This window comes from Lentzea sp. NPDC059081 (assembly GCF_042738015.1).
In the GTDB taxonomy this organism is placed as follows: Bacteria; Actinomycetota; Actinomycetes; order Mycobacteriales; family Pseudonocardiaceae; genus Lentzea.
Genome location: NZ_JBHYGW010000032.1, coordinates 1 through 25,048 on the forward strand (window position 1 = coordinate 1; position 25,048 = coordinate 25,048).

28 protein-coding genes are annotated in these 25,048 nt (G+C 71.3%); 10 read left to right on the top strand and 18 right to left on the bottom strand.

Annotation, left to right across the window (positions count from 1 at the left end):
• Window positions 1-101 precede the first annotated feature (101 nt).
• The 6 genes from ACFWV3_RS39285 to ACFWV3_RS39310 form a co-directional block, all read right to left on the bottom strand.
• Window positions 102-359, bottom strand: a complete 258-nt coding sequence (locus ACFWV3_RS39285) for a hypothetical protein (protein WP_382419017.1) — start codon at window positions 357-359, stop codon at window positions 102-104.
• A gap of 35 nt (window positions 360-394) precedes the next feature.
• On the bottom strand, window positions 395-2,524 hold the full coding sequence (locus ACFWV3_RS39290; RefSeq protein ID WP_382419018.1) for a DUF5682 family protein: 2,130 nt from the start codon (window positions 2,522-2,524) through the stop codon (window positions 395-397).
• 13 nt (window positions 2,525-2,537) lie between these two features.
• Entirely contained in the window at window positions 2,538-3,623 is a 1,086-nt protein-coding gene (locus ACFWV3_RS39295; RefSeq protein ID WP_382419019.1) for an AAA family ATPase, read from the bottom strand.
• The gene (locus ACFWV3_RS39300) at window positions 3,620-5,044 is read right to left on the bottom strand and encodes a DUF5691 domain-containing protein (protein WP_382419020.1); all 1,425 of its coding nucleotides are present in this window, start codon (window positions 5,042-5,044) and stop codon (window positions 3,620-3,622) included. The genes ACFWV3_RS39295 and ACFWV3_RS39300 overlap by 4 nt, the downstream gene beginning before the upstream one ends.
• A 319-nt stretch (window positions 5,045-5,363) precedes the next feature.
• On the bottom strand, window positions 5,364-6,527 hold the full coding sequence (locus tag ACFWV3_RS39305; protein ID WP_382419021.1) for an SWIM zinc finger family protein: 1,164 nt from the start codon (window positions 6,525-6,527) through the stop codon (window positions 5,364-5,366).
• Between the two features lie 33 nt (window positions 6,528-6,560).
• Entirely contained in the window at window positions 6,561-7,733 is a 1,173-nt protein-coding gene (locus tag ACFWV3_RS39310; RefSeq protein WP_382419022.1) for a homogentisate 1,2-dioxygenase, read from the bottom strand.
• Between the two features lie 82 nt (window positions 7,734-7,815).
• Between ACFWV3_RS39310 and ACFWV3_RS39315 the strand changes: the two genes are divergently transcribed.
• Genes ACFWV3_RS39315 through ACFWV3_RS39330 form a run of 4 tightly spaced genes read left to right on the top strand, consistent with a single transcriptional unit; the run spans window position 7,816 to window position 11,622 of the window.
• Window positions 7,816-8,679, top strand: coding sequence for a hypothetical protein (locus tag ACFWV3_RS39315; protein ID WP_382419023.1), 864 nt, complete (start codon window positions 7,816-7,818; stop codon window positions 8,677-8,679).
• A complete protein-coding gene (locus ACFWV3_RS39320; RefSeq protein ID WP_382419024.1) occupies window positions 8,676-9,839 on the top strand; it encodes a fumarylacetoacetate hydrolase family protein in 1,164 nt (387 codons plus the stop codon). The genes ACFWV3_RS39315 and ACFWV3_RS39320 overlap by 4 nt, the downstream gene beginning before the upstream one ends.
• Complete coding sequence (locus tag ACFWV3_RS39325; RefSeq protein ID WP_382419025.1) at window positions 9,839-10,471, top strand: IclR family transcriptional regulator; 633 nt, start codon at window positions 9,839-9,841, stop codon at window positions 10,469-10,471. The genes ACFWV3_RS39320 and ACFWV3_RS39325 overlap by 1 nt, the downstream gene beginning before the upstream one ends.
• A gap of 8 nt (window positions 10,472-10,479) precedes the next feature.
• Window positions 10,480-11,622 (top strand): VWA domain-containing protein, encoded by a 1,143-nt coding sequence (locus ACFWV3_RS39330; protein ID WP_382419026.1) that lies wholly within the window; start codon window positions 10,480-10,482, stop codon window positions 11,620-11,622.
• Here the strand turns inward: ACFWV3_RS39330 and ACFWV3_RS39335 are convergent.
• Window positions 11,619-12,068: a MarR family winged helix-turn-helix transcriptional regulator gene (locus ACFWV3_RS39335; RefSeq protein WP_382419027.1), complete on the bottom strand. Its 450-nt coding sequence runs from the start codon at window positions 12,066-12,068 to the stop codon at window positions 11,619-11,621. The genes ACFWV3_RS39330 and ACFWV3_RS39335 overlap by 4 nt on opposite strands.
• Before the next feature lie 90 nt (window positions 12,069-12,158).
• Here ACFWV3_RS39335 and ACFWV3_RS39340 point away from each other — a divergent pair, with 90 nt between their 5' ends.
• Both ACFWV3_RS39340 and ACFWV3_RS39345 read left to right on the top strand, forming a co-directional pair.
• The gene (locus tag ACFWV3_RS39340; protein ID WP_382419028.1) at window positions 12,159-13,004 is read left to right on the top strand and encodes an alpha/beta fold hydrolase; all 846 of its coding nucleotides are present in this window, start codon (window positions 12,159-12,161) and stop codon (window positions 13,002-13,004) included.
• Window positions 13,005-13,019: 15 nt separating this feature from the next.
• Window positions 13,020-13,919: an NAD-dependent epimerase/dehydratase family protein gene (locus ACFWV3_RS39345; protein WP_382419029.1), complete on the top strand. Its 900-nt coding sequence runs from the start codon at window positions 13,020-13,022 to the stop codon at window positions 13,917-13,919.
• On the opposite strand, the gene ACFWV3_RS39350 is transcribed toward ACFWV3_RS39345, so the two are convergent.
• The gene (locus ACFWV3_RS39350; protein ID WP_382419030.1) at window positions 13,891-14,346 is read right to left on the bottom strand and encodes a hypothetical protein; all 456 of its coding nucleotides are present in this window, start codon (window positions 14,344-14,346) and stop codon (window positions 13,891-13,893) included. The two genes, ACFWV3_RS39345 and ACFWV3_RS39350, sit on opposite strands and share 29 nt — an antisense overlap.
• 26 nt (window positions 14,347-14,372) lie before the next feature.
• On the bottom strand, window positions 14,373-14,837 hold the full coding sequence (locus ACFWV3_RS39355) for a hypothetical protein (RefSeq protein WP_382419031.1): 465 nt from the start codon (window positions 14,835-14,837) through the stop codon (window positions 14,373-14,375).
• Between the two features lie 156 nt (window positions 14,838-14,993).
• On the opposite strand from ACFWV3_RS39355, the gene ACFWV3_RS39360 reads away from it, so the two are divergent.
• The 4 genes from ACFWV3_RS39360 (at window position 14,994) to ACFWV3_RS39375 (ending at window position 18,541) form a co-directional block, all read left to right on the top strand.
• Window positions 14,994-15,758: a DUF2470 domain-containing protein gene (locus ACFWV3_RS39360; RefSeq protein ID WP_382419032.1), complete on the top strand. Its 765-nt coding sequence runs from the start codon at window positions 14,994-14,996 to the stop codon at window positions 15,756-15,758.
• 85 nt (window positions 15,759-15,843) lie between these two features.
• Complete coding sequence (locus tag ACFWV3_RS39365) at window positions 15,844-16,542, top strand: CPBP family intramembrane glutamic endopeptidase (protein ID WP_382419097.1); 699 nt, start codon at window positions 15,844-15,846, stop codon at window positions 16,540-16,542.
• Between the two features lie 93 nt (window positions 16,543-16,635).
• A complete protein-coding gene (locus ACFWV3_RS39370; RefSeq protein ID WP_382419033.1) occupies window positions 16,636-17,877 on the top strand; it encodes an arginine deiminase in 1,242 nt (413 codons plus the stop codon).
• 100 nt (window positions 17,878-17,977) lie between these two features.
• A complete protein-coding gene (locus ACFWV3_RS39375; protein WP_382419034.1) occupies window positions 17,978-18,541 on the top strand; it encodes a ferritin in 564 nt (187 codons plus the stop codon).
• Between the two features lie 67 nt (window positions 18,542-18,608).
• Here the strand turns inward: ACFWV3_RS39375 and ACFWV3_RS39380 are convergent, their stop codons facing one another.
• The 9 genes from ACFWV3_RS39380 to ACFWV3_RS39420 all read right to left on the bottom strand — a co-directional run bounded on the left by ACFWV3_RS39380 (window position 18,609) and on the right by ACFWV3_RS39420 (window position 25,048).
• Window positions 18,609-19,742 carry an RNA polymerase sigma factor gene (locus ACFWV3_RS39380; protein WP_382419098.1) on the bottom strand — a complete coding sequence of 378 codons (1,134 nt, stop codon included), beginning with the start codon at window positions 19,740-19,742 and terminating at the stop codon, window positions 18,609-18,611.
• Entirely contained in the window at window positions 19,742-20,149 is a 408-nt protein-coding gene (locus ACFWV3_RS39385; RefSeq protein WP_382419035.1) for a YciI family protein, read from the bottom strand. The genes ACFWV3_RS39380 and ACFWV3_RS39385 overlap by 1 nt, the downstream gene beginning before the upstream one ends.
• 111 nt (window positions 20,150-20,260) lie before the next feature.
• Complete coding sequence (locus tag ACFWV3_RS39390) at window positions 20,261-20,833, bottom strand: hypothetical protein (RefSeq protein ID WP_382419036.1); 573 nt, start codon at window positions 20,831-20,833, stop codon at window positions 20,261-20,263.
• A gap of 18 nt (window positions 20,834-20,851) precedes the next feature.
• A complete protein-coding gene (locus tag ACFWV3_RS39395) occupies window positions 20,852-21,469 on the bottom strand; it encodes a hypothetical protein (protein ID WP_382419037.1) in 618 nt (205 codons plus the stop codon).
• Window positions 21,470-21,634: 165 nt separating this feature from the next.
• Window positions 21,635-22,336 (bottom strand): hypothetical protein, encoded by a 702-nt coding sequence (locus ACFWV3_RS39400; RefSeq protein WP_382419038.1) that lies wholly within the window; start codon window positions 22,334-22,336, stop codon window positions 21,635-21,637.
• A 3-nt stretch (window positions 22,337-22,339) separates the two neighbouring features.
• Window positions 22,340-22,864 carry a SigE family RNA polymerase sigma factor gene (locus ACFWV3_RS39405; RefSeq protein WP_382419099.1) on the bottom strand — a complete coding sequence of 175 codons (525 nt, stop codon included), beginning with the start codon at window positions 22,862-22,864 and terminating at the stop codon, window positions 22,340-22,342.
• Between the two features lie 86 nt (window positions 22,865-22,950).
• A complete protein-coding gene (locus tag ACFWV3_RS39410; protein ID WP_382419039.1) occupies window positions 22,951-23,289 on the bottom strand; it encodes a DUF952 domain-containing protein in 339 nt (112 codons plus the stop codon).
• 38 nt (window positions 23,290-23,327) lie between these two features.
• Window positions 23,328-24,281 carry a DUF5926 family protein gene (locus ACFWV3_RS39415; RefSeq protein ID WP_382419040.1) on the bottom strand — a complete coding sequence of 318 codons (954 nt, stop codon included), beginning with the start codon at window positions 24,279-24,281 and terminating at the stop codon, window positions 23,328-23,330.
• Window positions 24,282-24,307: 26 nt separating this feature from the next.
• Window positions 24,308-25,048 carry a glycerophosphodiester phosphodiesterase family protein gene (locus ACFWV3_RS39420; protein ID WP_382419041.1) on the bottom strand — a complete coding sequence of 247 codons (741 nt, stop codon included), beginning with the start codon at window positions 25,046-25,048 and terminating at the stop codon, window positions 24,308-24,310.

Below are 25,048 nucleotides of genomic sequence, written 5' to 3' on the forward strand. Positions count from 1 at the left end.
CACCCCCTTTCTCTGGGTGTGTTCGTGTGTGGGCGTTGCTCGGGTGCCGCGAGGTGCCCTGCTGAGCGTGGATTACCTCGCCGACGTTCCGAGACGCGCCACTAGTTCGCCGGGGAGCCTTCTTCGCGCGGCGGTTCCGGCGTGGTGTCCGGGACCTCTTCGCGCAGGTCGTGGGCGATCTTCTTGGCCTCGTCGATGAGCTGCTGCGACTCGTCGAGGCGGCTCTCGTCCGGCGGCGTCAGGTGGATCTCGTCCGACGTCGTGCGGCGCGGCTCGTCCGCGGCGGCGCGGTCGGTCTCGGCCGGTGCCGCGAGGTCGTCGGCGGCCGGCGTGGCGAGGTCTTCTTCCGGTGCGGTCACGGCTGGAGGATCACCGGATCCGCCGGTCGCCAAACTCAGGCCAGCAGGCTCCGGACGTGCTCCGCGAGCCGGTGCGCGATCTCCGGGTCCCACTCGTCGTCCTCGGCGGGCGCGGGGGTCTGACCGGCCACGACGCGTTCGCCGAGCAGGCGCCGCTCGGCGGGCGTGAAGTCGGTGATCGCCCGGCGCAGCAACGGCAGGGCGTCGTCGAACGCCTCGCCGCGCAGGCCCGTCAGCCACTCGTCGATGAGCCCGAACAGGCGCGGGTCGGCCGCCAGCAGGGTGGCCGAGCCGCGCAGGAAGCCCGCCACGAACGACGTGGCGACGCTGCGGTGCAGGCGGGCGGCCACGTCGTCGCTGGTCAGCTCCCCCGCCTCCCAGAGCAGCCTGGTCGCCCTGCCCGTCGGCAGGCCGTGCGCCTCGCCCTTGACCACCGCGTGGAGCGCTCGCCACCAGGTCTTCTGGTGGTCCTCGTCGGCGGCGAGGCGGGTGGCCTCGTGGGCGCCGTCGATCGTGGCGAGCGCGTTCTCGGCCGTCTCGTCGTCGATGCCGCGGCAGGCGATCGGGAGGCCGACCGCGCCTCGGGTGAGCAGGCCGTGCAGGGCGACGCGCAGCAGCTCCGGGTCGGTGCCGCGGACCGAGCCGTAGCGGACCGTGCGGGCGAGATCGGGCAGGGCCGCCAGGAGTTCGAGGGCGTCGGTGGCCATGGCGGCGGTCCGGTCGAGCGCGTTGCGAGCCTCGGTGACGGCCTTCGGCAGCTCACAGCCCACGGACCTGGTCAGCGTCGCGGCGGCGTCGGCCACCCGCGCGGCGTCCTTGGCGGCCTGGGTCAGGACGTTCTCGGCGGCCGTGTGGACCGTCGTGCCGTGGCGCGCGGCGACCGCGACGGACACCGCGAAGACCGGGTCCCAGCGCAGCTGCCAGGTCTCGGCGAACGTGCCGAGCGAGTTGGAGCGGTCCTGCTTGCCCCACGGGACGCCGAGAACGTCCAGCCGCTGCAGGAGTTTCGAGCGTTCGCGGTCGGTGTCCTTGCGCAGGTCGAGCTTGAGCTGCTTGGGCTGGACGTCCGCGGGCAGGCGCAGTCGTCGTTGCAGGCGTTGGAGATCCGCCGCGAGCGGGGAGCGCGGGACGGCATCGCCGACCTCGCCGAGGCGTTCGCCGACGACGAGCTTGCGGTGCACCAGCCGGAGGTGGATCTCCTCGCCGCCGCACAGCACCGCGAGCGCGGCCTCGTTCACCTCGCTCAGCCCGGCGCTCGGGCGTTCCCTGAGCGCGGCCAGGGTCTCCGCGAGCCGGACGGCTTCCACGGCGCTCGCGGTCGACGCCGGCAGGTCCTCCTCCCGCAGCACCGCGGCGGCCTTGGCGAACCAGCGCGGCACCACGTCGTCCTGGTGCTGCCACAGATGCGCGTACCAGCCCGGCGAGTCGACGCCCGCGCCGTAGCCCGACTCCGCGGCGAGCTGGCCGTGGCTCCACGGGACCCAGGTGCCGGAGATCTTGCGGCGCCGCAGGCCCTTCAGCAACGCCGTGTCCGCGGCGACGGTCGGTTTGGTCATCAGCGCCGGGACGTGCCAGGCACCGCACACGACCACGATCGGGCCGTCGGTCTCCTTGCGCGCCTTGCGGATCGTCTGACGCATGAACGCTTCCCGTCGCAGGGTGCGTTCGCCGACCTCGGCCTCGAACTCGCCGCGCACCGCCACCATGGCCTCGGCGATGGCGTCGGCGAGGTCGAGCGGGTCGGTCGCACTGTGCTCGACGACGTCCTCCCACCAGCGCTCCGGGTCGTCGAAACCGGCGGCCTCGGCGAGCAGGCCGATGGGGTCGACGTTCCCGCTCGGGCCGTCGTCGCCGATCGACGCCGCGGCCGGCAGGTCGAAGAACCGGGCGGTGGTGCCGTTCTCGTCGGCGTAGCGCAGGGCCTGCCACTCCGGCGAGAACTCCGCGAACGGCCAGAACGCGGCGTTCTCGGGGTCGGTCTCGTCGTGCAGCAGGATCGCGACCGGCGGCGTGAGGGCGTGGACGTGCTCCAGGAGCCCGTCCGCCTCGGGTGGGCCCTCGATCAGGACGAGCGCCGGCCGGGTCTGCTCCAGCGCCCGCCGGACCATCCTGGCCGAGCCCGGTCCGTGGTGCCGGATGCCGAGCAGGACCGGCTCGGTGCCCACGTCAGCGCCCGTTCTAGGCACCGCTGACGTCCAGGCAGGCCCGGTAGAGGTCGCGCCACTCGGCGCGCTCCTTCAGCACCGTCTCCAGGTACTCCTGCCACACCGTCGCGTCCGACACCCTGTCCTTGATCACCGACCCGATGAGCCCGCTCGCCAGCTCGTCCGCGCCCAGCGTGCCGTCGCCGAAGTGCCCGGCGAGCGCCATGCCGTTCGCGATGACCGAGATGGCCTCGGCCGTGGACAGGCTGCCGCTCGGCTTCTTCAGCTGCGTGCGACCGTCCACCGTGGACCCGCCGCGCAGCTCGCGGAAGATCCGCACGACCCGGCGCACCTCGTCGAGCGCGGGCGGTTCGGCTGGCAGCTGCAGCGCCTTGCCGAGCTGCTGCGCGCGCGTGACGACGATCTCGACCTCGGCGTCCTCGGTCGCGGGCGGCGGCAGCACGACGGTGTTGAAGCGCCGGGCGAGCGCCGACGACATCTGGTTGACGCCGCGGTCGCGGTCGTTGGCCGTCGCGATGACCGTGAACCCCGGCACGGCCTGGACCTGCGAGCTCAGCTCCGGCACCGGCAGCGACTTCTCGCTGAGGATCGTGATGAACGAGTCCTGCACCTCGGACGGCATGCGGGTCAGCTCCTCGACCCTGACCACCGACCCCTGCCGCATGCCCTTCATCACCGGGCTCGGCACCAGCGCGTTCTCGCTCGGGCCCTCGGCGATCAGGCGGGCGTAGTTCCAGCCGTAGCGGACCTGGTCCTCGCTCGTGCCGGCGGTGCCCTGCACCACCAGCGTCGAGTCGCCGCTGATCGCCGCCGCGAGGTGCTCGGACAGCCACGACTTGGCCGTGCCCGGCACCCCCACGAGCAGCAGCGCCCTGTCCGTGACGAGCGTGCCGACCGCGACCTCGACGAGCCGCCGAGAGCCGACGTACTTCGGCGTGATCACCGTGCCGTCCGCCAGCGTGCCGCCGAGCACGTACGTCACCACGGCCTGCGGCGACAGGCGCCAGTTCGGCGGCCGCTGCCGGTCGTCCTGCGCCGCGACGGCCTCCAGCTCGGCGGCGTACTGCTGTTCGGCCGTCGGCCTGAGCACGGCGGTCACGGGACCTCCTGGGTCGGTGGTGCGAACGATTCGCGCAGGCGGATCCGGAGTCCGAGGACCTCCAGCTCCAGGGAGCTCTCCGGCCAGCGACGGGTCAGAGCCTCCCAGCTGGCGCCGAGCAGGTCGGCGTCGCCCCGAGCCAGCAGCACGTTGGGCGGCCTGCCGGACCGCCAGCGCGGGTCGGGCAGGGCGGCGTAGCGGTGCAGCAACGCGCGGGTGGTCTCCGGCGACCAGGGCGCCGGCAGCTGGGAGCACGCGTGGTCGAGCAGGTCGTAGTGCCAGTTCTTCGACACGGCCACGACCGCCTGCTCGGCGACCTCGGCCGGCAGCGCCGCGAGCATCTCGAGCTGCTCCATGCCGGTCAGCGTCTCGGCGGCCGCGACGGCCCACGGACGTGGGTCCTGCGCGGCGGCGAGCTGGTCCGCGGCACCTCTCAGCAACGCGGCGGCCCACGGCCCCCTGCGGAGGATGCCGGCGGCCTTGGCGTCGTCGGCCTTGAGCGTCGAGGTCCAGTACGACGGCGGCACGCTCGCGGCCGCCGCCCGGATGCGCCCGGCCACGCCCTTCTCGGACCCGTCGCGCATGAGGTCGCGCTCCTCCTGCGCGTCGGCCGGCCGCGTCCACAGCTCGTCCGGCCGCACGTCGAGACCGTCGGCCGTGAGCCGGAGGCCGTGCCGCAGCCGATGGGCGGCGCGAGCGGCCAACCGCGTGCGCCGCAGCTTGCGCAGGAGCCGCAGTGCCTCGTCGTGCACGGCCGCCGCCCGGTCGTCGAGCGCCGCTTCGAGCAGCCGCTCGTCCTGCTCGTTGAGACCGGTCTCCAGCGCGCTGACCAGCACCTGGCGGTCGGCCGAACGACGGGAGGCCTCGAACTCGCTGACGATGAACCCGCCGACCCCGAGCGGATCGGCCTTGCGCTTGCGGCGCAGCGCCCTGACCCGCTGGGCGCTGGGCAGGTCGAGGATCTCCTCCAGCGGCACCTCGTCGACGAGCGGCGCCTGCCCGCTCGCCCAGGACCAGCCGGGGCGGGTGTTCGCGAGCCAGCGCCCCCGGACGCCCAGCACCTCGACCACGGCGGCACGGAGACCCGGCCGCGCGGTGCCGAGGGCGAGCAGGGCGGGCAGCATGCGGTGCTCGGCGACGACGCCACCGGCCTTGGCCAGCGCGCACCACTCGGTGAGCAGGACCTCGTCGTCGAGGCTCATGATCGCTTCGAGGACGGCCTTCGCGGCCGGGCGCGGGAACACGGCGGTCTCGACCGGGGCGAGCGGCACGGGGTCGGCCTGCGCCGCCGGCGGCAGCGTGGCGCCGAACGCGGCCACGCCGAGGGCGGCGCAGGCGGAGAGGAGCTCGGTCGGGTCGCCGCCGCCCCTCGCCGTGCCGATGAGGAGGTTCTGGACGGTGGCGGACCAGTCGGCCTTCACGCAACCACCTCCGGGGTGCAGAGGACGTGGCAGGGCGACGCGAGGCCGGGGCGGGAGGCGCGGCGGAACCGCGCAACCGGGAGACGCGCCGAGGTGCCGAGCGACGTTGCGGCGCGGGGTGGGGCGAGCGCGACCCGGCGGACACCGCTCGACTCCGGGACCTCGCGGCGGACGCGAGATGCCGGCCCAACCGCGCCTCCTGCCCGGTTCGGCTCGCGAGCGGGGCGAAGCCGCCCGAACGCAGGCGCCGTCGGTGCGCACGGACGCCGGTCGGTGAGAACCCGGCGGGCCGAGGCGGAGCCGCGGGTCTCGACGGCGGTCACGCGACCACCTCCAGCTTGCCGTCCACCGTGATCGCGCCCAGCCGCAGCGCGTGGCCGTCCCACAGCCCCCACGCGTCGAACGGCACGCCGCCCGTCAGCGCCAGCGCCATGTCCAGGCCGCTGTCGTCGCGCACCGGCAGCGCGTGGCCCGAGCCGTCGGCCAGCGAGCCGCCGCAGAGCCGGACGGCGGCGCAGCCGAGCGGGAACAGGCGTTGCCACGGGTCGGCCACCAGCATCGGCTCCAGGGAGGCCAGGGCGGCGCGCCACGAGTCCGGTGCGGGCACCGGGTCCGGGGTCTTCGAGCCCTCCAGATCGCCCAGGGCGACGCGGTCGGACCCCGGGTAGGGGTGGACCAGGGCGGAGGACTCCAGGCCGTGCGGCAGCAGCGGTACGGGGGCGCCCACGGCCGAGTGGCGGATGGCGACCACCCAGTGCCCGGACTCCCGGCCCCAGCACCACTGGCGGACGGTGCGGACGCGGCCATCGTCGGTCTCCAGGCGCAGCAGGGCCACCCAGCGGTCGAACACGCCCGGCGTGGCGCGCACGGTCTCCTCCGGGACCGTCACGCCCAGGCGGGAGCGCGGCTGGACGAAGCAGAGCAGGTGCAGGCCGCCGAGGCGGTCGGCCACGTCGGAGGTCCAGCGCGGGCCCGAGCGCGCCACGATCTCCTGGATCTCGGCCACGGCACCGGCCACGCCGGGGACCTGGGCGTCGATCATGCGCGCGATGAACGCCTGCCACCACGAGGCCGGGCGGCCCGGCAGCGACGCGACGCCCGCCGACGCCACGTCGAGCAGCCAGTCGCGCAGGCCGTCGATGCCCGACGACATCGCCGCGGCCCTGCGGTCGGCGGTCTTCTCCCGAGCGCGCTGCCGCCGGGCGACGGCCTCCGGCGACGAGTCGAGCTCACGCGCCGCGCGGCGCTGGGTCCACTCCTCCACCCAGTCGGGCGGCAGCGCGTCGGGGAGGTCGAGCTCCTGCAGCGAGATGGCGTGCTTGCAGGGGAACTTGCGGGACGGGCAGCTGCACTTGGCCGAGCCCGCGGCCAGGTCGACGCACACGCGGTACGGCACGGAGCCGGAGCCCGTGTAGAGGCCCCACAGCACCGGCAGGGCCTTGCCCAGGCCCTGCCAGCGCGTCGGAACGGCTCGTGTCCTCACGAGACCAAAGTAGCGAGGACCTCCGACAGAAAATCAGGCCGGACCGCGACGGGCCCAAGTCCAGGCGTACGCCGGGTCCTCACAGGCCTCCGCCGCCTCGCCGAGCTCCAGCGGGCGGAAGGTGTCGACCATGACCGCGGTCTCGTCGAAGTAGTCCACGCCCAGCGACGCCTCGACAGCTCCCGGCTGCGGTCCGTGCGTGCAGCCGGACGGGTGCAGCGAGAGGGAGCCGATCCCGATGCCCGACCCCTTGCGGGCCTCGTAGTTGCCGCCGACGTAGAACATCAGCTCGTCCGAGTCGACGTTCGCGTGGTTGTACGGCACCGGCACGGCCAGCGGGTGGTAGTCCACCTTGCGCGGCACGAACGAGCACACGACGAAGTTCGGGCCCTCGAACGTCTGGTGCACGGGCGGCGGCTGGTGCACGCGGCCGGTGATCGGCTCGAAGTCGCGGATGTTGAACGCCCACGGGTACAGGTGCCCGTCCCAGCCCACCACGTCGAACGGGTGGTTGGCGTAGGTGAACCTGGTCAGCCCCGCCCGGTGCCGCACGAGCACGTCGACGTCGGTCCCCTCGACCAGCAACGGCTCCACCGGACCGCGGACGTCCCGCTCGCAGTACGGCGAGTGCTCCAGGAACTGGCCGGCCTTCGACAGGTACCGCTTGGGCGGCCCGATGTGCCCCGTCGCCTCCAGCACCAGCAACGACATCGGCGCTGCCGGCACCACCCGGTACGTGCACGACGTCGGGATCACGACGTAGTCGCCGTCCGCGACCTCCAGCGCGCCGTAGATCGTCTCGATGACGCCCGACCCGCTCTGCACGTACAGCAGCTCGTCGCCGAAGGCGTTGCGGTACAACGGCGACGGCGCGGTGGCCACCACGAAACCGATGGTCACGTCCGGGTTGCCGAACAGCTTCCGCCGCCCGGTCACCGCGTCGACCTCGTCGGAAGCCCAGGTCAGGTCCTGCGTCTTGAACGCGCGCGGCTTCAGCGGCAGGTTCGGGGAGACCACCCCGCGCTCGTCCTTCACCGTCTCCGCGTTCACGATCGCGGTCGGCAAATAACGGTGGTAGAGCAGGGCCGAGTCGGCCGAGAACCCCTCGACTCCCATGAGCTCTTCCGCGTAGAGCCCACCGTCCGGTTTGCGGAACTGGGTGTGGCGCTTCCGGGGGATCTCCCCGACCTGGCGGTAGTGGGCCATGACGTCTCCGAAAACTGTCTCTGGGGCGTCCGTTTATCGGACATCTTTGTTCACTTACCGATACCCGGCTAGCGTGTCAGCCGTGTCAAGCGCTGTCGAACTCCGTGCGCCCGGTCCGCGCGGTACTCCGCCCCTGCTCGCGAGGCTTGTGGACGATGCCGCGCTGTTCCCTCCGGGGAACGCGTCGATGTCCGACGCGGTGCGCGGTCACCTCGACGGACGAGTCGGCGAGTGGTCCGGCGTCATGGGTCTTTTCCTGTGCCCCGCCTCGCGTCTCGCCGAACTGATCACCGAGCTCATCAAGGTCAAACCACCGAAGCCGATCGCGCTGTCCCTCGTGATCGACACGGGTCTCGGCGGCGTGCCGAAGGCCGTGTCCATCGTCGAGAGCCGCAGCGAGCTCCTGGCCCTGCGCATGGTCGAGATGCCCGCACCGTCCGATGTGGACGAGGTGTGGCTCGAGCGCGTGTCGGAGTTCGTCCCCGAGGACGTCATCCGCGTCGTCGAACCCCGCCGCGGTGGAGCCGAGTGGCTCGACGGCGTCCGCAGGGTGATCGAGCACGGCAGCTGGCCCAAGCTCCGCTGCGGTGGCCTGAGCACCGAGAACTTCCCCAGCGTCGAGGAGGTCGCCGACTTCCTGGCCGTCGTGAGCGGTGGCGGTGTCGCGTTCAAGGCGACCGCCGGCCTGCACAAGGCCGTCCGCTACACCGACGAGCAGGGCTTCACCCACCACGGCTTCCTGAACCTGCTCGTCGCCACGGCGCGCAGCCTGAGCGGCCGCGACGTCCGCGAGGCCCTCGCGAGCACCGACGCCGAGGCGCTCACCGCCGAGGCCAAGGCGCTCAGCGACCAGGCGGCGCACGCCGTCCGCGGGGTGTTCGCGAGCTACGGCTCGTGCTCGCTCGCCGAACCGGTCGCCGACCTCGAGGAGCTTGGACTGCTGTGAGCTGGATCAGCGACCCGGACTTCACCGAGGACCAGCCGTTCGGACCGCAGACCCTGCCCTACGGCGTCGTCGACGGGGGCGTGGCCGTCCGCGTCGGCGGCCGGGCGTTGCTCCTGAAGAGCCTCGCGCTGGGCAAGTGCAGCGAGTTCGTCCAGGGCGACTCGCTCGACCCGCTGCTGAACGCGGGCCGGCCGATCTGGAGCGTGCTGCGGGCCAAGCTGCGCGAGATCGTCTCGGCGAGCTCCGCCCCCAAGGGCGCCGAGCTGGTCGGGATCGAGACCGCGAAGCTGCCGTTCACCGTCGGCGACTACGTGGACTTCTACTCGAGCAGGCACCACGCCGAGAACGTCGGCCGCATGTTCCGCCCGGACGGCGACGCGCTCACGCCGAACTGGACGCACCTCCCGATCGGCTACCACGGCCGCGCGGGCACGGTGTACGTCTCCGGCACCGACATCAAGCGGCCCAACGGCCAGAAGCGCGGCAGCGAGGGCCCGAAGTTCGGCCCCTCGGAGCGGCTCGACATCGAGGCCGAGGTCGGCTTCGTCTGCGGTGGCCCCGTGGCCGCGAACGTCTCGACCAGCCGCGCGGCCGAGCACGTCTTCGGCGTCGCGCTGGTCAACGACTGGTCGGCGCGCGACATCCAGGCGTGGGAGTACCAGCCGCTCGGCCCGTTCCTGGCCAAATCGTTCGCCACGTCGATCGGCGCGTGGATCACGCCGCTCGAAGCGTTCTCGGTTGCCCGCGTCCCGACGCCGCCGCTGCCGAACAAGGTGCACGACTACCTGACGTCCGACCAGCCGTGGGGCCTGGACATCACCATCACGGTCGAGCTGAACGACACGATCGTCTCGCGACCCCCGTTCCGGGAAATGTCGTGGTCGTTTGTGCAACAGCTCGCCCACATGACGGTGAACGGGGCTACGGTGCGCCCAGGTGATCTGTTCGCGTCCGGCACGGTCTCCGGACCGGAGAAGGACGAGCGCGGCTCGTTCCTCGAGCTCAGCTGGGGTGGCAAGGAACCGTTCAAGCTCGACGACGGCTCCACGAGGTCCTTCCTGGAAGACGGCGACACGGTCAGGCTGACCGCGACCGCTCCCGGTGAGGGCGGTTCCGTGGTGGGTCTCGCCGAGGTGGTGGGCACGATTCGGAGTGCGTGATGGTCGGAGCGACGAAGGAGAGCTCGCTGACCCTGGAACGGGGTCTGGCGCTCCTCCAGGCTGTCGCTGAGGCGGAGTCCGAGGCACCGTCGATCTCGGAGCTCGCCACGGCCATCGGCGCGTCCAGGGCCGCGGTGTACCGGTTGCTCGTGCCGTTGCAGGCACGCGGGCTGGTGCGCCGCGAGGGCTCGAAGGTGCGGCTCGGCCTGGGCGTGCTCCGGCTCGCCTCGAACGTCCTGCCGCAGCTGCGGATGGCGGCCAACCCGGCTCTGCGCGAGCTCGCGGAGAAGGTCGGCGCCACCGCGCACCTGACCGTCGCGGACGGCAGCGAGGCCCAGGCCGTCGCCGTCGTCGAACCGTCGTGGACCGCGTTCCACGTCGCGTACCGGGTGGGTTCGCGCCACCCGGTGCACCGCGGGGCGGCCGGCAAGGCCATCTCGCAGCCGACGGACACCTGGGTCGCGTCCGCGGGCGAACTGCAGCCGAACGCGTTCGGCGTCGCGGCACCCGTGCGCGGCGTTCCCGGCCTACGCGCGTCCGTGGGTGTCGTGGCACTGGAGAAGCTCGACGCGGACATCGTCGGCCCTCACGTCGTGCGTGCGGCCGAAGAAGTGGCAGCGGCCCTCAAATGACCCCGGAAATGCCCGCTGAACGACTCAGGCGCTGGCGGCTGCTGCTGGGCCCGAGCGCCGAGGACGTGTCCGAGCTGGGCGAGGACGACCAACGGCGCGATGGCGCGCTCACGGGCCTCTACGGCGGCGGTGGCGACAGGGGTGCCGGGCTGGGCGCCAGCTCGCCGCAGTTGCACAGGTGGCTGGGCGACGTCCGCAAGTACTTCCCCACGTCCGTCGTGCAGGTGATGCAACGCGACGCGGTGGAGAAGCTCGGTCTCAAGCAGCTGCTGCTGGAGCCCGAACTGCTGCAGGCCGTCGAGCCGGACGTGAACCTCGTCAGCACCCTGCTCCAGCTCTCCCGCGCCATCCCGGCCCGCACCCGCGACACCGCGAAGGCCGTGGTGCGCAAGGTGGTCGAGGACATCGAGCGGCGTCTGACCGACCGGCTCGTCGAGGCCGTGCGCGGCGCCGTCGACCGCTCGAAGCGCACGCACCGGCCGCAGCTGCCGGACGTCGACTGGGCGACCACGATCAAGGCGAACCTCAAGAACTACCAGCCGCAGCACAGGACGGTGATCGTCGAGGACCTGATCGGCCACCGCAGGCGCAGCCGGACGGCGGCGATGCGGGACGTGGTCCTGCTCGTCGACCAGTCGGGCTCGATGGCGGACTCGCTGGTGCACGCGGCCGTGCTCGGGTCGGCGCTCGCGTCGATCCGCTCGATCTCGACGAAGCTCGTGGTGTTCGACACCGAGGTCGCCGACCTGACCGACCAGCTCAGCGACCCGGTCGACCTGCTGTTCAGCGCCCAGCTCGGCGGCGGCACGGACATCAACCGCGCGGTCGCCTACGCCCAGACGCTGGTCCGCAGGCCGACCGACACCGTCGTCGTGATCATCAGCGACCTGTACGAGGGCGGCTCGGAGTCGGAGCTGCAGCGACGGGTCCGCGAACTGGTGGCGAGCGGCGTCACGGTCGTGAACCTGCTGGCGCTCAGCGACTCCGGCACCCCCGCCTACGACCACGAGCTGGCCGCGAAGCTGCACGCGCTGGGCGCGCCCGCGTTCGCCTGCACGCCGGACAAGTTCCCGGAACTGCTGGCGGCGGCGCTGCGCAAGGACGACCTCACGCAGTGGGCCGAGGCGGAGGGCATCCCGACGGGTCGCTAGGCGAGCGCGTCGGCCAGCGCCGTGACGGTCCTGGCCAGCTCCGGCAGCAGCTCGGGCGGGATCTGGTCGAGCACCCGCTTGCGCGCGCTCGCGAGGTGGGCCGGCTGGGCCGCGCGCATCACCTTCAGCCCCTCGTCGGTCAGGATCGCGTCGTTGCCGCGCGCGTCCTCGCCGTGGCGCTCCTTCTGCACCAGACCGTGCTTGCCGAGCCCGTCGACGACCCTGGTGATCCGCGACGCCGTCAGCCCGGCCTGCGCGGCGAGTGCGGACATCCGCAGCCGGCGGCCGGGCGCCTCGCTCAGCAGCAGCAACACGGCGAACTCGGTCATCGTCACGCCGGTGCGGGACATGTCGTCCTCCAGCGCGCGGGGCAGCGCGTGCACCAGGCGGCCGAGGCTCTGCCAGAGCTGCGTTTCGTCGGACGACAACGGGGCGAGTGCGGTCACGCTCACAGATTACTTGCCTGGTTAAGCAATCGCCTGTATTCGTTGCAGGACAGATTCCTTGCTTAGGCAAGCAAGCTAAGGAGTGATCGCATGACGTCTCCAGCGCAGGCGCCGGAGGGGTTCGAGCACGCGTACGCCGAGGTCAACGGCGTCAACCTGCACTACGTGATCGGCGGCGAGGGGCCGTTGGTCGTGCTCGTGCACGGCTGGCCGTTCAGCTGGATCGAGTTCCGCGCACTGCTGCCGTTGCTGGCGGCGCGCGGTTTCCGGGTCCTCGCACCGGACCTGCGCGGCTCCGGCGACTCGTCGATCCCCGACGGGCACTGGACCAAGCAGGCCGAGGCCGACGACCTGCACGAGCTCCTGCACCACCTCGGCCACGAGAACGCGTTCGTGGTCGGTGCCGATGTCGGCACGATGACCGTCCACGCCTGGGCGCAGCGCCACCCGCGGGACGTGACCCGGCTGGTTCTCAGCGAGTGCTACCTGCCCGGCTTCGGCCTGGAGGAGCACCTGTCGTACCTGTGGCACTTCGGGTTCCACGCGCAGAGCGAGTTCGCGGCGAAGCTCGTCGAGGGTCGCGAGGAGCAGTATCTCGACTGGTTCTACTCGCAGATGGTCCGCGGGGGCATCACCGAGGACGACCACGCCGAGCTGCTGCGCACCCTCACGCGTCCAGGCGGCATGCGTGGCGGGTTCGAGCACTACGCGACGGTGCCGGAAGACGGCCGCAACGCGCGCGCCGGCATCAAGGTCGAGATTCCGGTGCTCGTGCTGCACGGCGAGTACGGCCTGCCATCGGACGTGCTGCTCAACGGCGCCCGTGAGGCCGCCACCGACGTCCGCGCCGAGATCATCCCCGACGCCGCCCACACCTACGCCGCCGACAACCCGCACGCCACCGCCGACGCGCTCACCCGCTTCTTCGCGGCCTGACCAGGGAGCAAGACCATGCAGATCCTCGTCACCGGCGCCACGGGCTATGCCGGGCGCCGCGTCTCGGCCGCCCTCGCCCGCGCCGGCCACACCGTCCTCGGCCTCACCCGCGACCCGTCGACCGCCCACGACCTGCGCGTCGACGAGGTCACGCCCGTCGAGGGCGACCTCGCGAAGCCCGACACCTGGCGCGCCCACCTCGACGGCACCGACGCCGTCGTGCACCTGGTCATGGACCTCGACGACCCGGCGGGCACCGACCGCACGTTGTTCGCCGAGATCGCCCAGGCCGAGCAACGCGACGGCCGACGGCGGCACGTCGTCTACACGACCGGCATCTCCGCCTACGGCCGCACGGGCCTGCCGCTGATGGACGAGAACACGCCCGGCAACCCGGAAAGCCCGATCGGCTTCCGCTTCGCCCTGGAACGCGAGCTGGCGGCATCCGGCTTGGCGCACACGGTCGTACGGCCCGGCTTCATGTACGGCGGACCGGCCACGACCTCCATGACCGCGCAGTGGTTCGCGGCGGCCGAGGAGGGCACGCCGGTGTTCTACGGCGACACGGCCAAGCGTTGGAGCTGGGTGCACGTCGACGACCTCGCCGACGCGTACGTCCGCATCCTCGACCGTGGCGCGGAGAACGAGGTGTTCGTGATCGCCGACGACCAGCGCCTGCCCGCGGCGGAGGTGCAACGGATCGCCGTCTCAGCCGCTGGGTTCACCGGGCAGATCCGGCTGGAACCCGCGGAGGCGGGCGGGTTCATGCAGGTCGCGGCCGACCAGGACGAGCTCGTGTCGAGCGCCAAGGCCCACCGGCTGCTCGGCTGGCGGCCGCGGCACGTCTCGTTCACCGACGATCCCGCGAAGCACCACCGGGCCTGGGTCAGCGGTCGACGACCCGCCCGCGGGTGAGGAACGCGAGTCCCCGCGTCATCGCCACCACGCGTCCGCGCTCGTCCGGCCCCGCGATCCAGATCCGCCCGGTGTGCCGGACGAGCACGCGCGCCCGTTCCGGCAGCTCGGGCAGCCGCAGGTTCTTCTCGGAGTCGGCGACGCGCAGGTAGGCCTGCCGCCCGATGCGCCGGCCGGCCACGAAGTCCACCGACACGGGACGCCACGGGAACCGCTCGATCAGCGCCACCGTGCCGCGCCGCGTGAAGAAGTGCCTCAACCCCGGCGCGGCCAGTTCGAGCACCACCGGCACGGACAGCACGGTGAGCCAGATCCACCCGATCGCCAGCACCAGACCGAGCACGACGAGGGAGAAGAAGATGTGACCGACGGCGCGCCGATCCGCCCGCGCGAGGCAGGTGTCACTCCACGCCGAGGTCACTTGCACGTCCACTGGCATAGCCCGCTACTTGATCATCGAAACACGCGGGCGGAAATGAGCTGGGGCACACCTCGGAACGTGACGACGGTGTTGCCCGCCGCATCCGGCCGCACGAACCAGACCCGCCGGTGCCGAGCGATCCTCCCGCGCAGCAACGGCCCCACGCGCAGGGTCAACAACAACGGCGGCTGCCCCATGACCACGAGCCGCCCGCCCTCCCACTTGGCCTGCGCGAACACCCACGGCTCTCCCTCCGGCAGTCGCACCGGTCGCCGCCGCGTCACCGACCACAGGACGGCCGCGGCGAAGAACAACAGGACCAACGCCACCGGTGACGACCACGACCACGCGAGCACCAGCACGAACTGGAGCAGGAAGGCCGCACCGGCGACCACCGTCCACACCAGGGCACGCCGGCTCGCCCGGTCCACGCAGTGCCGGGTCCACCGATCGTCGAGCGCCGTCACCTCGGTGGACGGCTTGCTGGGCACGACCACCTGTCCGTCTTACACCTGATCGTGTGAAGCGGGTAGTGGCGCGGCCCGGACCGGGCACCGCTCCGAGCCGCATCACTGGTGAGATACGGGGAGCTGATGCTTCCGCAGACGATCGAGCTAAGTTAGCCTTGCCTAACCTTCCGAGGAGGTGGAGCGGTGACCGACACCCAGACCAAGCGCCCACCGGCGCCGCACGCCGCCGAGCGCGCCCGCACCATCGCGGCTCGCGGTGGTCAGGCCGCACTGCTTCCTCAGGCGGGCAACCGCACCAGTCCGCTGTTCCACCACGTGCGCCCGTGCGGCACGACGGTCCTGCTGCTGCCGGACGAGCACCCGTTGGTCGGGCAGCTCTGGCAGGCGCCGCGCACCGAGGTGACGGCGATGCTGGAGATCGCGGACCAGGCGCCGGTGCCGTTGCGCGAACCCGTGCGCGGGCTGCTGTGGCTCACGGGCTGGGTGGCCGCACTCGACGACCGGGAGGCGCGCGAGGAGGTGGTCGCGATCGCGGAGACGCGGCCGGACCACCGGCTGCTCGACGTCGGGCACGGTGTGTCGGTGCTGCGGCTCACGCCCGCGTCGATGGTCATCGCGGATGCCGAGGGCACGTCGTCGATCCGGCCGGAGCAGTTCGCGAGTGCGGCGCCGGACCCGTTCTGCCGCAACGAGGACCACTGGCTGCGGCACCTGGAGATGGCACACCGCGACGTCGTCGGGCAGCTCGCCCGGCACCTGCCGGAGGAGCTGCGGAAGGGACACGTGCGGCCGCTCGGGCTCGACCGGTTCGGGCTGCGGCTGCGGGTCGAGGCGGAGTGCGACGACCACGACGTGCGGATCGCGTTCTCCAAGCCGGTCGACACCGCGCAGGAGCTGGCCGCCGAGCTCCGGCGGTTGATGGGCTGCCCGTTCCTGTCGCAGAGGTAGCGTCACACGGGTGACCTTGATCCCCGCTGCGATCCCCGCCGAAGAAAAGCGCGGTTACCAGCTCGAACTGCTGATCGTCTTCAGCATGACGCTCGGGCTGTCCGGCCTGCGCAGTCTCGTGCGGCTGGTCGACAGCCTGCTCCAGCCGACCCCGCTCAACCAGCAGTCCGTCGCGATCAACGTCCCGCAGGCACGGGCCGACCTGCTGGACCTCGTGGCGCAGCTGCTCGGGGTGCTGCAGCTGGCCGCGTGGGGCGGGATCGGCCTGTACCTGTTGTGGCGCACGGGGATCAAGCTGAAGGTCATCGGGCTCGACGGCACCCGCAAGCTCGCGGACTCGCTGGGCGCGCTCGGGCTGGCCGCGGTCATCGGCATCCCCGGGCTGGGGCTGTACTTCGCCGCGTGGTCGCTCGGGCTGAACCTCGCCGTCCAGCCGTCCACTCTGGACGACCAGTGGTGGATGAGCGTCGCGCTGATCCTCGCCGCGGCCGGCAACGCGTGGGCCGAGGAGGTGCTCGTCGTCGGGTACCTGATCACGCGGCTGCAGCAGCTCGGCTGGCGGCAGTACACGGCTTTGTTCGCGGCGGCCGTGCTGCGCGGGTCGTACCACCTCTACCAGGGCTTCGGCGGGTTCGTCGGCAACCTGGTCATGGGTCTGGTCTTCGGCTTCTACTGGCAGCGCACGAAACGCCTGTGGCCGTTGGTCCTCGCCCACACGATCCTCGACGTGGTCGCGTTCATCGGCTACACAATGTTGCGCGGCAAAGTGAGCTGGTTGCCCTAACGTTTCGACCGTCCAGCCCTCAGACGCCCTCGATTCGTTGCCAATTCCGGGCCGTGAGCGGCGATTTGTGCTGTTCAGCGTTACGCTCGTCCGGTGACTGCGCACACGATCGCCGAGTCCGAAGCTCTCCCGGACGCCGCACCCCGCGTCGACAGCGAGGTCGGCCCGTTGCGCACGGTGCTGCTGCACCGGCCGGGCAACGAGCTCAAGAGGCTCACCCCGCGCAACAACGACCAGCTGCTCTTCGACGGCGTGCCGTGGGTCGGCCGCGCCCAGGAGGAGCACGACGCGTTCGCCGCGACGCTCACCTCGCGCGGTGTCGAGGTCCTGCTGCTGGCGGACGTCCTGGTGCAGGCTCTCGACGACAACCGCGCGCGCATCGCGGGCATCCACAGCGCCGTCAACGAGCGCCGTCTCGGCATCGACCTGGCCGACGCGCTGCGCAGCCACCTCACCTCGCTGCCCGCCCCGCAGCTCGCGCAGGTGCTGACGACCGGCATGACGTTCGAGGAGCTGCCGGCCGCCGAGGGCGCGTCGCTGGTGCGCAAGATGCACCTGCCGATCGACTTCGCCGTCGACCCGCTGCCGAACCTGCTCTTCACCCGCGACTCGTCGGTGTGGGTCGGCGACCGGGTGGCCATCACGTCGCTCGCGCTGCCCGCCCGCGACCGCGAGACGACCCTGACCGACCTGATCTACGCCTACCACCCCCGGTTCCGCCGCACGGGCCGCGCGTACGGCGCGCACTCGGCGCCGTTGGAGGGCGGCGACGTGCTGCTGCTCGCGCCGGGCGTCATCGCCATCGGCGTCGGCGAGCGCACCACCCCGGCGGGCGCGGAGTCGTTCGCGCGCTCTGCTCTCGCGGACGGTCTCGCGCACACGGTGCTGGCGGTGCCGATCAAGCAGGAACGCGCCACGATGCACCTCGACACCGTCTGCACGATGGTCGACCGCGACGCCGTGGTGATGTACCCGGCGATCAGCGACGCGCTCACCGCCTTCCCGCTGCGCGCCGACGGCGACGGTGGCGTGCGGGTGGACGGCCCCGTGCCGTTCCTGGAGGCGGCCGCGGAGGCGATGGGCATCGACCGGCTGCGGGTGATCGACACCGGTCTCGACGTCGTCACCGCCGAGCGCGAGCAGTGGGACGACGGCAACAACACGCTGGCGGTCGGCCCCGGTCTGGTCGTCGCCTACGAGCGCAACGTCGAGACGAACGCCCGTCTCGAGGACGCGGGTGTCGAGGTCCTGCGCATCGCCGGGTCGGAGCTCGGCTCCGGCCGCGGCGGTCCCCGGTGCATGTCGTGCCCGATCGACCGCGCGCCATTGGTGTGATTCCTTAGGAGCGCCTAACCTTTGTTTGGATCACCTTTCCAAACAAAGGTTAGCTTTTCCTGGAATGCAAAAGCCGATCTTTTCGGCTAACGTACTCCACATGGCCTCGAACGTGAAGAAGATCCTGTCCGGCACCAAGTCGAAGTTCCACGAGCTCCTGCAGGCCCAGGTCGGCCACGAGTTCTCCGCTTCGCAGCAGTACATCGCACTCGCGGTGTGGTTCGACAACGAGGACCTCCCGCGACTCGCCGCGCACTTCTACAAGCAGTCCCTCGAAGAGCGCAACCACGCGATGATGATCGTGAAGTTCCTGATGGACAACGACATCGCGGTCACCATTCCCGGTCTCGCGCCGCCCATCAACGAGTTCAAGGCCCCGCGCGACCTCGTCGATCTCGCGCTGCGCCAGGAGCAGCAGGTCACCGACCAGATCGTGGCCCTCGCGAAGGCCGCCCGCGAGGAGGGCGACTACATCGGCGAGCAGTTCCTGCAGTGGTTCCTCAAGGAGCAGGTCGAGGAGGTCTCCTCGATGAAGACGCTGCTCACCGTGATGGACCGCGCGGACGGCAACATGTTCTACGTGGAGACGTTCCTCACCCGCGAAAGCGTCGGCGACGAGGGTGGCGACTCCAGTGCGCCGGCCGCTGCCGGTGGCGCTCTCTGAGTTTTTTCTTCGCACGGCCGAGTGCCTGATCGCAAGGCCCGTCTCCCTCTCCGGGAGGCGGGCCTTTTCAGTTGTTGAGACGAGCCGCCTGACGCGTCAGGTATTCGCGCTCGGCGAGGTTCGACGCTTTCTGCGACGCCTCGACGTAGAACCGTGCCGCCGTTTGCCGGTCGCCGTCCCGCTCGTGGAGGTAAGCCGCCACGGCCGAGTAGCGGGGCAATGTCCCGTCGAGTCCGGCCAATGCCGCCAACCCGGCCCGCGGCCCGTCCGCCTCCCCCACGGCGACGGCGCGGTTGAGCCGGACGACGGGGCTGTCGGTCAGCTTCAGCAGCTCGTCGTACCACTCCACGATCTGCACCCAGTCCGTCTCCTCGGCCCTGGGCGCGTCGGCGTGCAACGCGGCGATGGCGGCCTGCGCCTGGAACTCGCCGAGCCGGTCCAGCGCGAGCGCGGCCTGCAGGATCTCGACGCCCTCGGCGATCAGCGTCGTGTCCCACTTCCCGCGGTCCTGGTCGGCCAGCGGCACGAGCTTGCCGTCGTCCGTCGTCCTGGAGGCGCGCCGGGCGTGGTGCAGCAGCATCAACGCGAGCAGGCCGGCCACCTCGGGGTGGTCGATCGCGGCCGCGAGCTGCCGGGTGAGCCGGACGGCCTCGGCGGCGAGGTCGACGTCACCGGAGTAGCCCTCGTTGAAGACCAGGTAGAGCACGCGCAGCACGGTCGCCACGTCGCCGGGCTGGTCGAACCGCACGTCGCCGACGGTCTTCTTGGCCCGGCTGATGCGCTGGGCCATCGTCGCCTCCGGCACCAGGTAGGCCTGGGCGATCTGCCGGGTGGTCAGCCCGCCGACGGCCCGCAACGTGAGCGCGACCGCCGACGACGGTGTCAACGACGGGTGCGCGCACAGGAAGTAGAGCCGCAGCGTGTCGTCCGCGTCCTGCGCGGGCCCCGGCTCCGGCTCGGCGTCGACGACGTCCTCCCGCCGCCGGCGCGCGGTGTCGGCCCTCGTCGCGTCGAGGAACTTGCGCCACGCCGCCGTGACCAGCCAGCCCTTCGCATCGCGCGGCGGGTCGTCCGGCCACACCCGCACCGCCTCGACCAGCGCGTCCTGCACGGCGTCCTCGGCCGCCGCGAAGTCGGCTCCGCGGCGGACGAGGACACCGATCACAGCCGGCGTGAGGCTCCTGAGCAGCGCCTCGTCGATCATTCGGTGATCGTGGGCGCGTGGCCGTAGAACGGGCGGAGCTCAAGCCACTCGTGGATCGGCTTCCCGTCCTTGCCCGGCGCCGCCGACAGCTCCCCGGCCAGCTCGAGCGCCCGCTCGTAGCTGTCGACGTCGATGATCATCCAGCCGGCGATGAGGTCCTTCGTCTCCGCGAACGGCCCGTCCGTGACCGGCGGCCTGCCCTCGCCGTCGTACCGGACCCAGGTGCCCTCCTGCGCGAGCGCCCGCTCGTCCACGAACTCGCCGCGCTCCCGGAGCCGGTCCGCGAAGTCGTTCATGTACTTGATGTGGGCGGTGATCTCGTCCTGCGACCACTGGTCCATCGGCACGTCGTTCACCGCCGCCGGAGCGCCGCGGTAGTGCTTGAGCAGCAGGTACTTGGCCATCTCGGATGTCTCCCTCTCTGCGGTGGCGACCCCGTCATGGTCACCTTCCACCGCGGGGACGGAGCCGGAACGCCGTTCTCGACACGCCTGCCGGAGAAATTCTGCCGTTCGTCAGGAGATCATCGCCCCTGGGCAGTCCTGCGTGTTCGCCCTGAACGCGATGCCTTCGACGAGATCGGTGTCCGCGACCTGGTGGATGGTGCCGGAGGTGGCGAAGAACACGACGTAGCTCTCGGCGGTCCACTTCGCCTTCAGGCCGGCGCGGTACACCTCGGCGTCCGGATGCGCCTGCCTCACCTCGCCGGCGGTCGACCCGACGCCGACACCGGTCGACGTCTTCGTCCCGGCAGGAAGCCTGATGCTCACCAGGCCGTGCTTCTTCGAGACGACGACCGAGCCGTCTCCCCAGCACTCAGTGTCCGGCGGCGTGCCGAAGTCCGCCGCGACCAGACCGGTGGCCTTGACCTCGGCCAGCGTCATGCCGAGCTCGAGCGGGCCGAACCCCGGCCGGTTGCCCGGCTGGGCCGGCTTGGTGACGGTCTGGGTCACCACCTGCGTGACCACCGACGTGGTGGGCTCCGGAGCAGGCGGGGTCGACGTGGGCCTCACCGGCTCCGGCTGCGGCGTCGCCGTCCAGAACGCCAGTCCGAACAGGGCCGCGACGAGAATGATCGAGATTTTCATGTTTTCGCTCCGAGGATCTCAGATCAGGGCCATCGAACAGTCGGCGTCACGTGAACTCAGCTTGATGCTCAGCACCTTGTCGGAATCGGCGAAGTGCTCGACGGAAGCAGGCCCCACGAACGCGTAGGAAACCTTCTCGTCCACCGGCGCGGAAAAACCGTCACGATATTCCTTGGCGGCGGGGTAGGCCCTTTTCACGTCGGCGAAGGTCGAGCCCACCCCGATTCCGGCCGACGTCCTCGCCTCCGCCGGAAGCGTGATCCGGACCAGGCCGAAGTTCTTCGAGACCAGCACCTGCGAGCTCACCCAGCAGCGGGCCGAGTCCGCCTCGACGAGGGTCGTGCCGACCAGACCGGTGGCCTCGACCTCGGCCAACGTCATGCCCATCTTGAGGGGCCCGTAGCCGATGCGGTTGTCGATCCTGGTCGCGGCCTTCGGCGGGTCGGTCACGACCTTCGGCGGGATGGTCGCGGTGGACGTCACGAACTCGGTGACGACCACGGTCGTCGGCGCCGGCACGTCCACGGACGTCGTCGTCACGGGCGCGGCATTCTGCTGTCCAACGGGTGTGGAAGTGCACGCGGTGACTCCGCCGATGGCAGCGGCCAGAACAACAATTCCGATCTTCTTCTTCATTTCGACTCTCCCCCAAGTGTGTCGACTCGCTGTTAAGACGCCATTTCCGTTTCACGGTTGCCGAGTACGGCATAACGGAAATACAACGCCGGAAATACCGGCTGAAGGGACGCCGAGGTCCCGCCGCACCCCCAGATGCGGCGGGACCTCGGCAAGATCAGACGGTCAGGCGCCCTGGCAGTCGTTGTCGGCCAAGCGCATTCGAACGGCCGTCACCACCGTGCCGTCGTTCTCGAACACGTAGACCCAGCGCGGTGTCGCCGTCATCTGCACGACGAGCTCGGACCCGTTCACGGCGGCCGCCGGGTAGGCGGACTTCAGCTCGGCGACCTTCGAGCCGGTGCCGACGTTCTTCGACGTCCTGGCGGTGCTCGGCAGCTTGATCCGGACGATCCCCCTGGCCTGCGAGATGAGCACGGCCGCGGGATCGGAGTTCGACACCGTGGCATACGGCTTGCACGACCCGATGGCCTCGCCTGGTGTGGTCAGCGACCCGGTCTTCAGCGCGTTCTCCTCCGACATCCCGAGCGCGAGCTTGCCGAAGACACCCGGCGCGCCCTCCGTGCCCTCCGGCGGCGTGACCGTCACCACCACGGTCTGGGTGTACGTGCTGACCAGCGGCGGGGCGGTCGAGGTCGTCGTCGGGAGCACCCCTCCCGCCGAGTCGAGGGCCAGCGGCCGCAGCTGGGACAGCCCGACGCCGGCACCGATGAGGGCCACCAGGGCGAATGTCCCCGCGATCGCGATCCGGCGGCGACGGCGGCGGTGCGCCCCGGCGACCACGGAGCCGGTGGCGTCCGGCGTGACGTGGACGTCCAGCCGATCGTCGCTGAAGAGCCTGCGCAGCTCGTCGTCGATGTCGTCCACCGGTCAGTCCTTTCCCAGGCGTGTTCGAAGACTAGCCATCGCCTTGCTGGTCTGGCTCTTGACGGTGCCGGCCGAGATCCCGAGCGCGTGGGCGATCTCGGCCTCGGAGAGGTTCTCGTAGTAGCGCAGCACGATCACGGCGCGCTGCCTCGGCGGCAACGCGCGCAGGGCCTGCCAGAGCGGTTCGTTGTCGAGCCTGCTCAGCTCAGGTGCCACGACGCCGCGGTCGGGCAGGTCCGCCACGAGGTTCTCGCGACGGCGGCGGCGCCAGATGCTGATGTGCGTGTTGGCCATCGCCCTGCGGACGTACGCCAGCGGGTCGTCACCCTTGCGTTGGACGGACGCCCACCGCGAGCCGACCTTCTCCAGCACGGACTGGACGAGGTCGGCGGCGTCGTGCGGGTTGCCCGTCAGCGCGTGGCCGTACCTCAGCAGTCCGGGCATGGACATGCGAACGAACTCAGCGAAGTCCCCCACGGCTTCCGCTCTTCCCCCACCGCGTTCGGCGGCCCTTCCCAGCTGCAGCACCGCCGTCACGGCACTCCCCCTCCCCGGAGCGCTCACCGGCTCCGGGGACTTCACGTTCGAGCGAACGCGACGGTTGCCCTACTGAATCACAGAACGGCAACAGCTTCCGGCAGAACGAACGAGCCGTCCGCCAGACACGGGAAGTCGTGCACCTCGACGACCGCCTCGGCCGGGATCGGGCCGTAGACGTGCGGGAACCACAACGGCGAGTCGGCCACCGCCTCCCACCGCACGGGCACGTCGAGCCGTGCGGGATCGACGACGAGCAGCAGCAGACCGCTCTGCCCGTGGAAGAACTTCCCGGCCGTCACGTGCACGACGCCCCGGTCGGAGCAGTGCACGAACTCCTCGCCCGCCGCGGGCGCGATGGAACCGGCCGACCGGGCAGCAGCCCAGCCGGCCGTCGTGATGATGTGCAGCAGCACTTATCCACAGCTCCTTGTGGACAACCCTGTGGACAGACTTACCGCAGCGTGATCTGGCGGCCCCGCAGACCCTCACGGGCGCGGCGCTCGGCGTCGGTGAGCTGCTCGTCCGAGGCCAGCGCCTCCTGCAGTCGCTTGCCCAACGCCTCGGCCGGGTCGGCCCACTCGCGGGCGTGCATCTCGCGGTCGAGGTCCCACACCGGCACCAGCAGGCCGTGGGCGCGGAACGACCCGGCGTAGCGCGAGCCCTCGCCCAGGTCCAGCTCACCGCGGGCGGCCAGGCGGGCCATCGCGGACAGGAGCTTCTCCTCGGGCTCCGGGCGGACCCAGCGCAGGTGCGCCTTGTCGCCGGCGTCGACCCAGTACGCGGCCTTCACGCCGGGGGCGTCGAGGCGCTCGGTCGGCAGGATGGCGGCGTTCGCGCGCTCCAGCGACAGCGCCACGTCACCCGTGGGCTCGGTGCCCTCCGGCATCCACCACACGAAGTCGGTGTGCAGCGTCGGCACGATCTCGGCCTCGGGGTCGAGCAGGTCCTGCAACCGGCCGGGGTTCTCGCCGTTGTCCGGGCCGACGACCGCGAGCACCTCACCGGCGCCGGCCTGCTGCGCCCACTGCAGCGCCCGCGCCAGGTCGCGGCTGATGTTGCCGGAGCGCGTCTGCACCTGCAGGCCCACGAACGGCACGTCGTCGCCGCGGATCAGCCCGGCGGCGGCCATCGGCAGCACGGTGGCGAGCGTGACCTCACGCCCGTCCTTGACCGGCAGCTTCGCGACGGCGGACGGCACGAACTCGCGCAGCGCGATCAGCTCGCACTCGGCGGCCAGGCCCTCGAACGGACGGGACACGATCACGTCGGTCGCGCCGCCGGGAGCGCCGTGGCAGGCCTTGTAGCGCTTGCCGGAGCCGCACGGGCAGGGCTGCTTCGGGTTGATCCCGTCCTTCTGGCCAGTCTCCGCTTTCTGGGCGACCTTGACCGCGGTCCGCTTGGCCACCTTGGCCCTCCTCGTGCTCAGGCGTGTCAGGTGGCCAAGTTAGCCGTCAGCAGGCGGCGGGTGTTCGCCGGGGCGTTCGTCGCGAGGTAGCGGACCCCCAGGTCACGGCACAAGGCGACGTCCTCGGCGCTGTCCACCGTCCACACGTACGTCTCGTGCCCCGCACGCCTCGCCCGATCGACGTAACCGGGGTCGTTGCGCAGCACGTGCACGCCGGGCCCGGTGTAGTCGGCGAACGACGGCAGCGCGCCGCTGCGGTACCGGCCGAGGCGGTCGAGCAGCAGCACCGTGCGGATGTCCGGCGCCTGGTCGCGGAACACCTGCACCGCCGTCGGCGAGAACGACATCATGACGATCTGATTGGACAGGTCGTGCTTCTTCAACGCCTCGACGAGCTTGCGTTCGACCTCGTTGCGATACCGGACCGGGTGCTTCGTCTCGACGAAGAGCTGCACGTTCGTGCTCTTGACCAGATCCAGCAGGTCGTCGAGCACCAGCAGTTCGGCGGCCTGCCCGTGCCGGTGCCAGCTGCCGTAGTCGTGCTTGCGCAGCTCTTCGAGCGTGAGCGCGCTGACCGTGCCACGACCGTTCGACGTGCGCGAGAGCGTGCGGTCGTGCACACACACGAGCTCGCCGTCGCGCGACAGACGGACATCGCACTCCAGCCCGTCCGCTCCCTCTTTCAGGGCGAGTTCGTACGCCCCGATCGTGTGTTCGGGACGGTCGGTGGACGCGCCACGGTGCGCGACGACAGAAGGAAGCTGCAC

What these genes read in the sequence shown, in the direction of transcription:
- ACFWV3_RS39330 (WP_382419026.1), top strand. Translation starts at nt 10,480, where the DNA reads ATGCCCGCTGAACGACTCAGGCGCTGGCGGCTGCTGCTGGGCCCGAGC.
- ACFWV3_RS39365 (WP_382419097.1), top strand. Translation starts at nt 15,844, where the DNA reads ATGACGCTCGGGCTGTCCGGCCTGCGCAGTCTCGTGCGGCTGGTCGAC.
- ACFWV3_RS39390 (WP_382419036.1), bottom strand. Translation starts at nt 20,833, where the DNA reads ATGAAAATCTCGATCATTCTCGTCGCGGCCCTGTTCGGACTGGCGTTC.
- ACFWV3_RS39340 (WP_382419028.1), top strand. Translation starts at nt 12,159, where the DNA reads ATGACGTCTCCAGCGCAGGCGCCGGAGGGGTTCGAGCACGCGTACGCC.
- ACFWV3_RS39345 (WP_382419029.1), top strand. Translation starts at nt 13,020, where the DNA reads ATGCAGATCCTCGTCACCGGCGCCACGGGCTATGCCGGGCGCCGCGTC.
- ACFWV3_RS39375 (WP_382419034.1), top strand. Translation starts at nt 17,978, where the DNA reads ATGGCCTCGAACGTGAAGAAGATCCTGTCCGGCACCAAGTCGAAGTTC.
- ACFWV3_RS39325 (WP_382419025.1), top strand. Translation starts at nt 9,839, where the DNA reads ATGGTCGGAGCGACGAAGGAGAGCTCGCTGACCCTGGAACGGGGTCTG.
- ACFWV3_RS39310 (WP_382419022.1), bottom strand. Translation starts at nt 7,733, where the DNA reads ATGGCCCACTACCGCCAGGTCGGGGAGATCCCCCGGAAGCGCCACACC.
- ACFWV3_RS39395 (WP_382419037.1), bottom strand. Translation starts at nt 21,469, where the DNA reads ATGAAGAAGAAGATCGGAATTGTTGTTCTGGCCGCTGCCATCGGCGGA.
- ACFWV3_RS39385 (WP_382419035.1), bottom strand. Translation starts at nt 20,149, where the DNA reads ATGGCCAAGTACCTGCTGCTCAAGCACTACCGCGGCGCTCCGGCGGCG.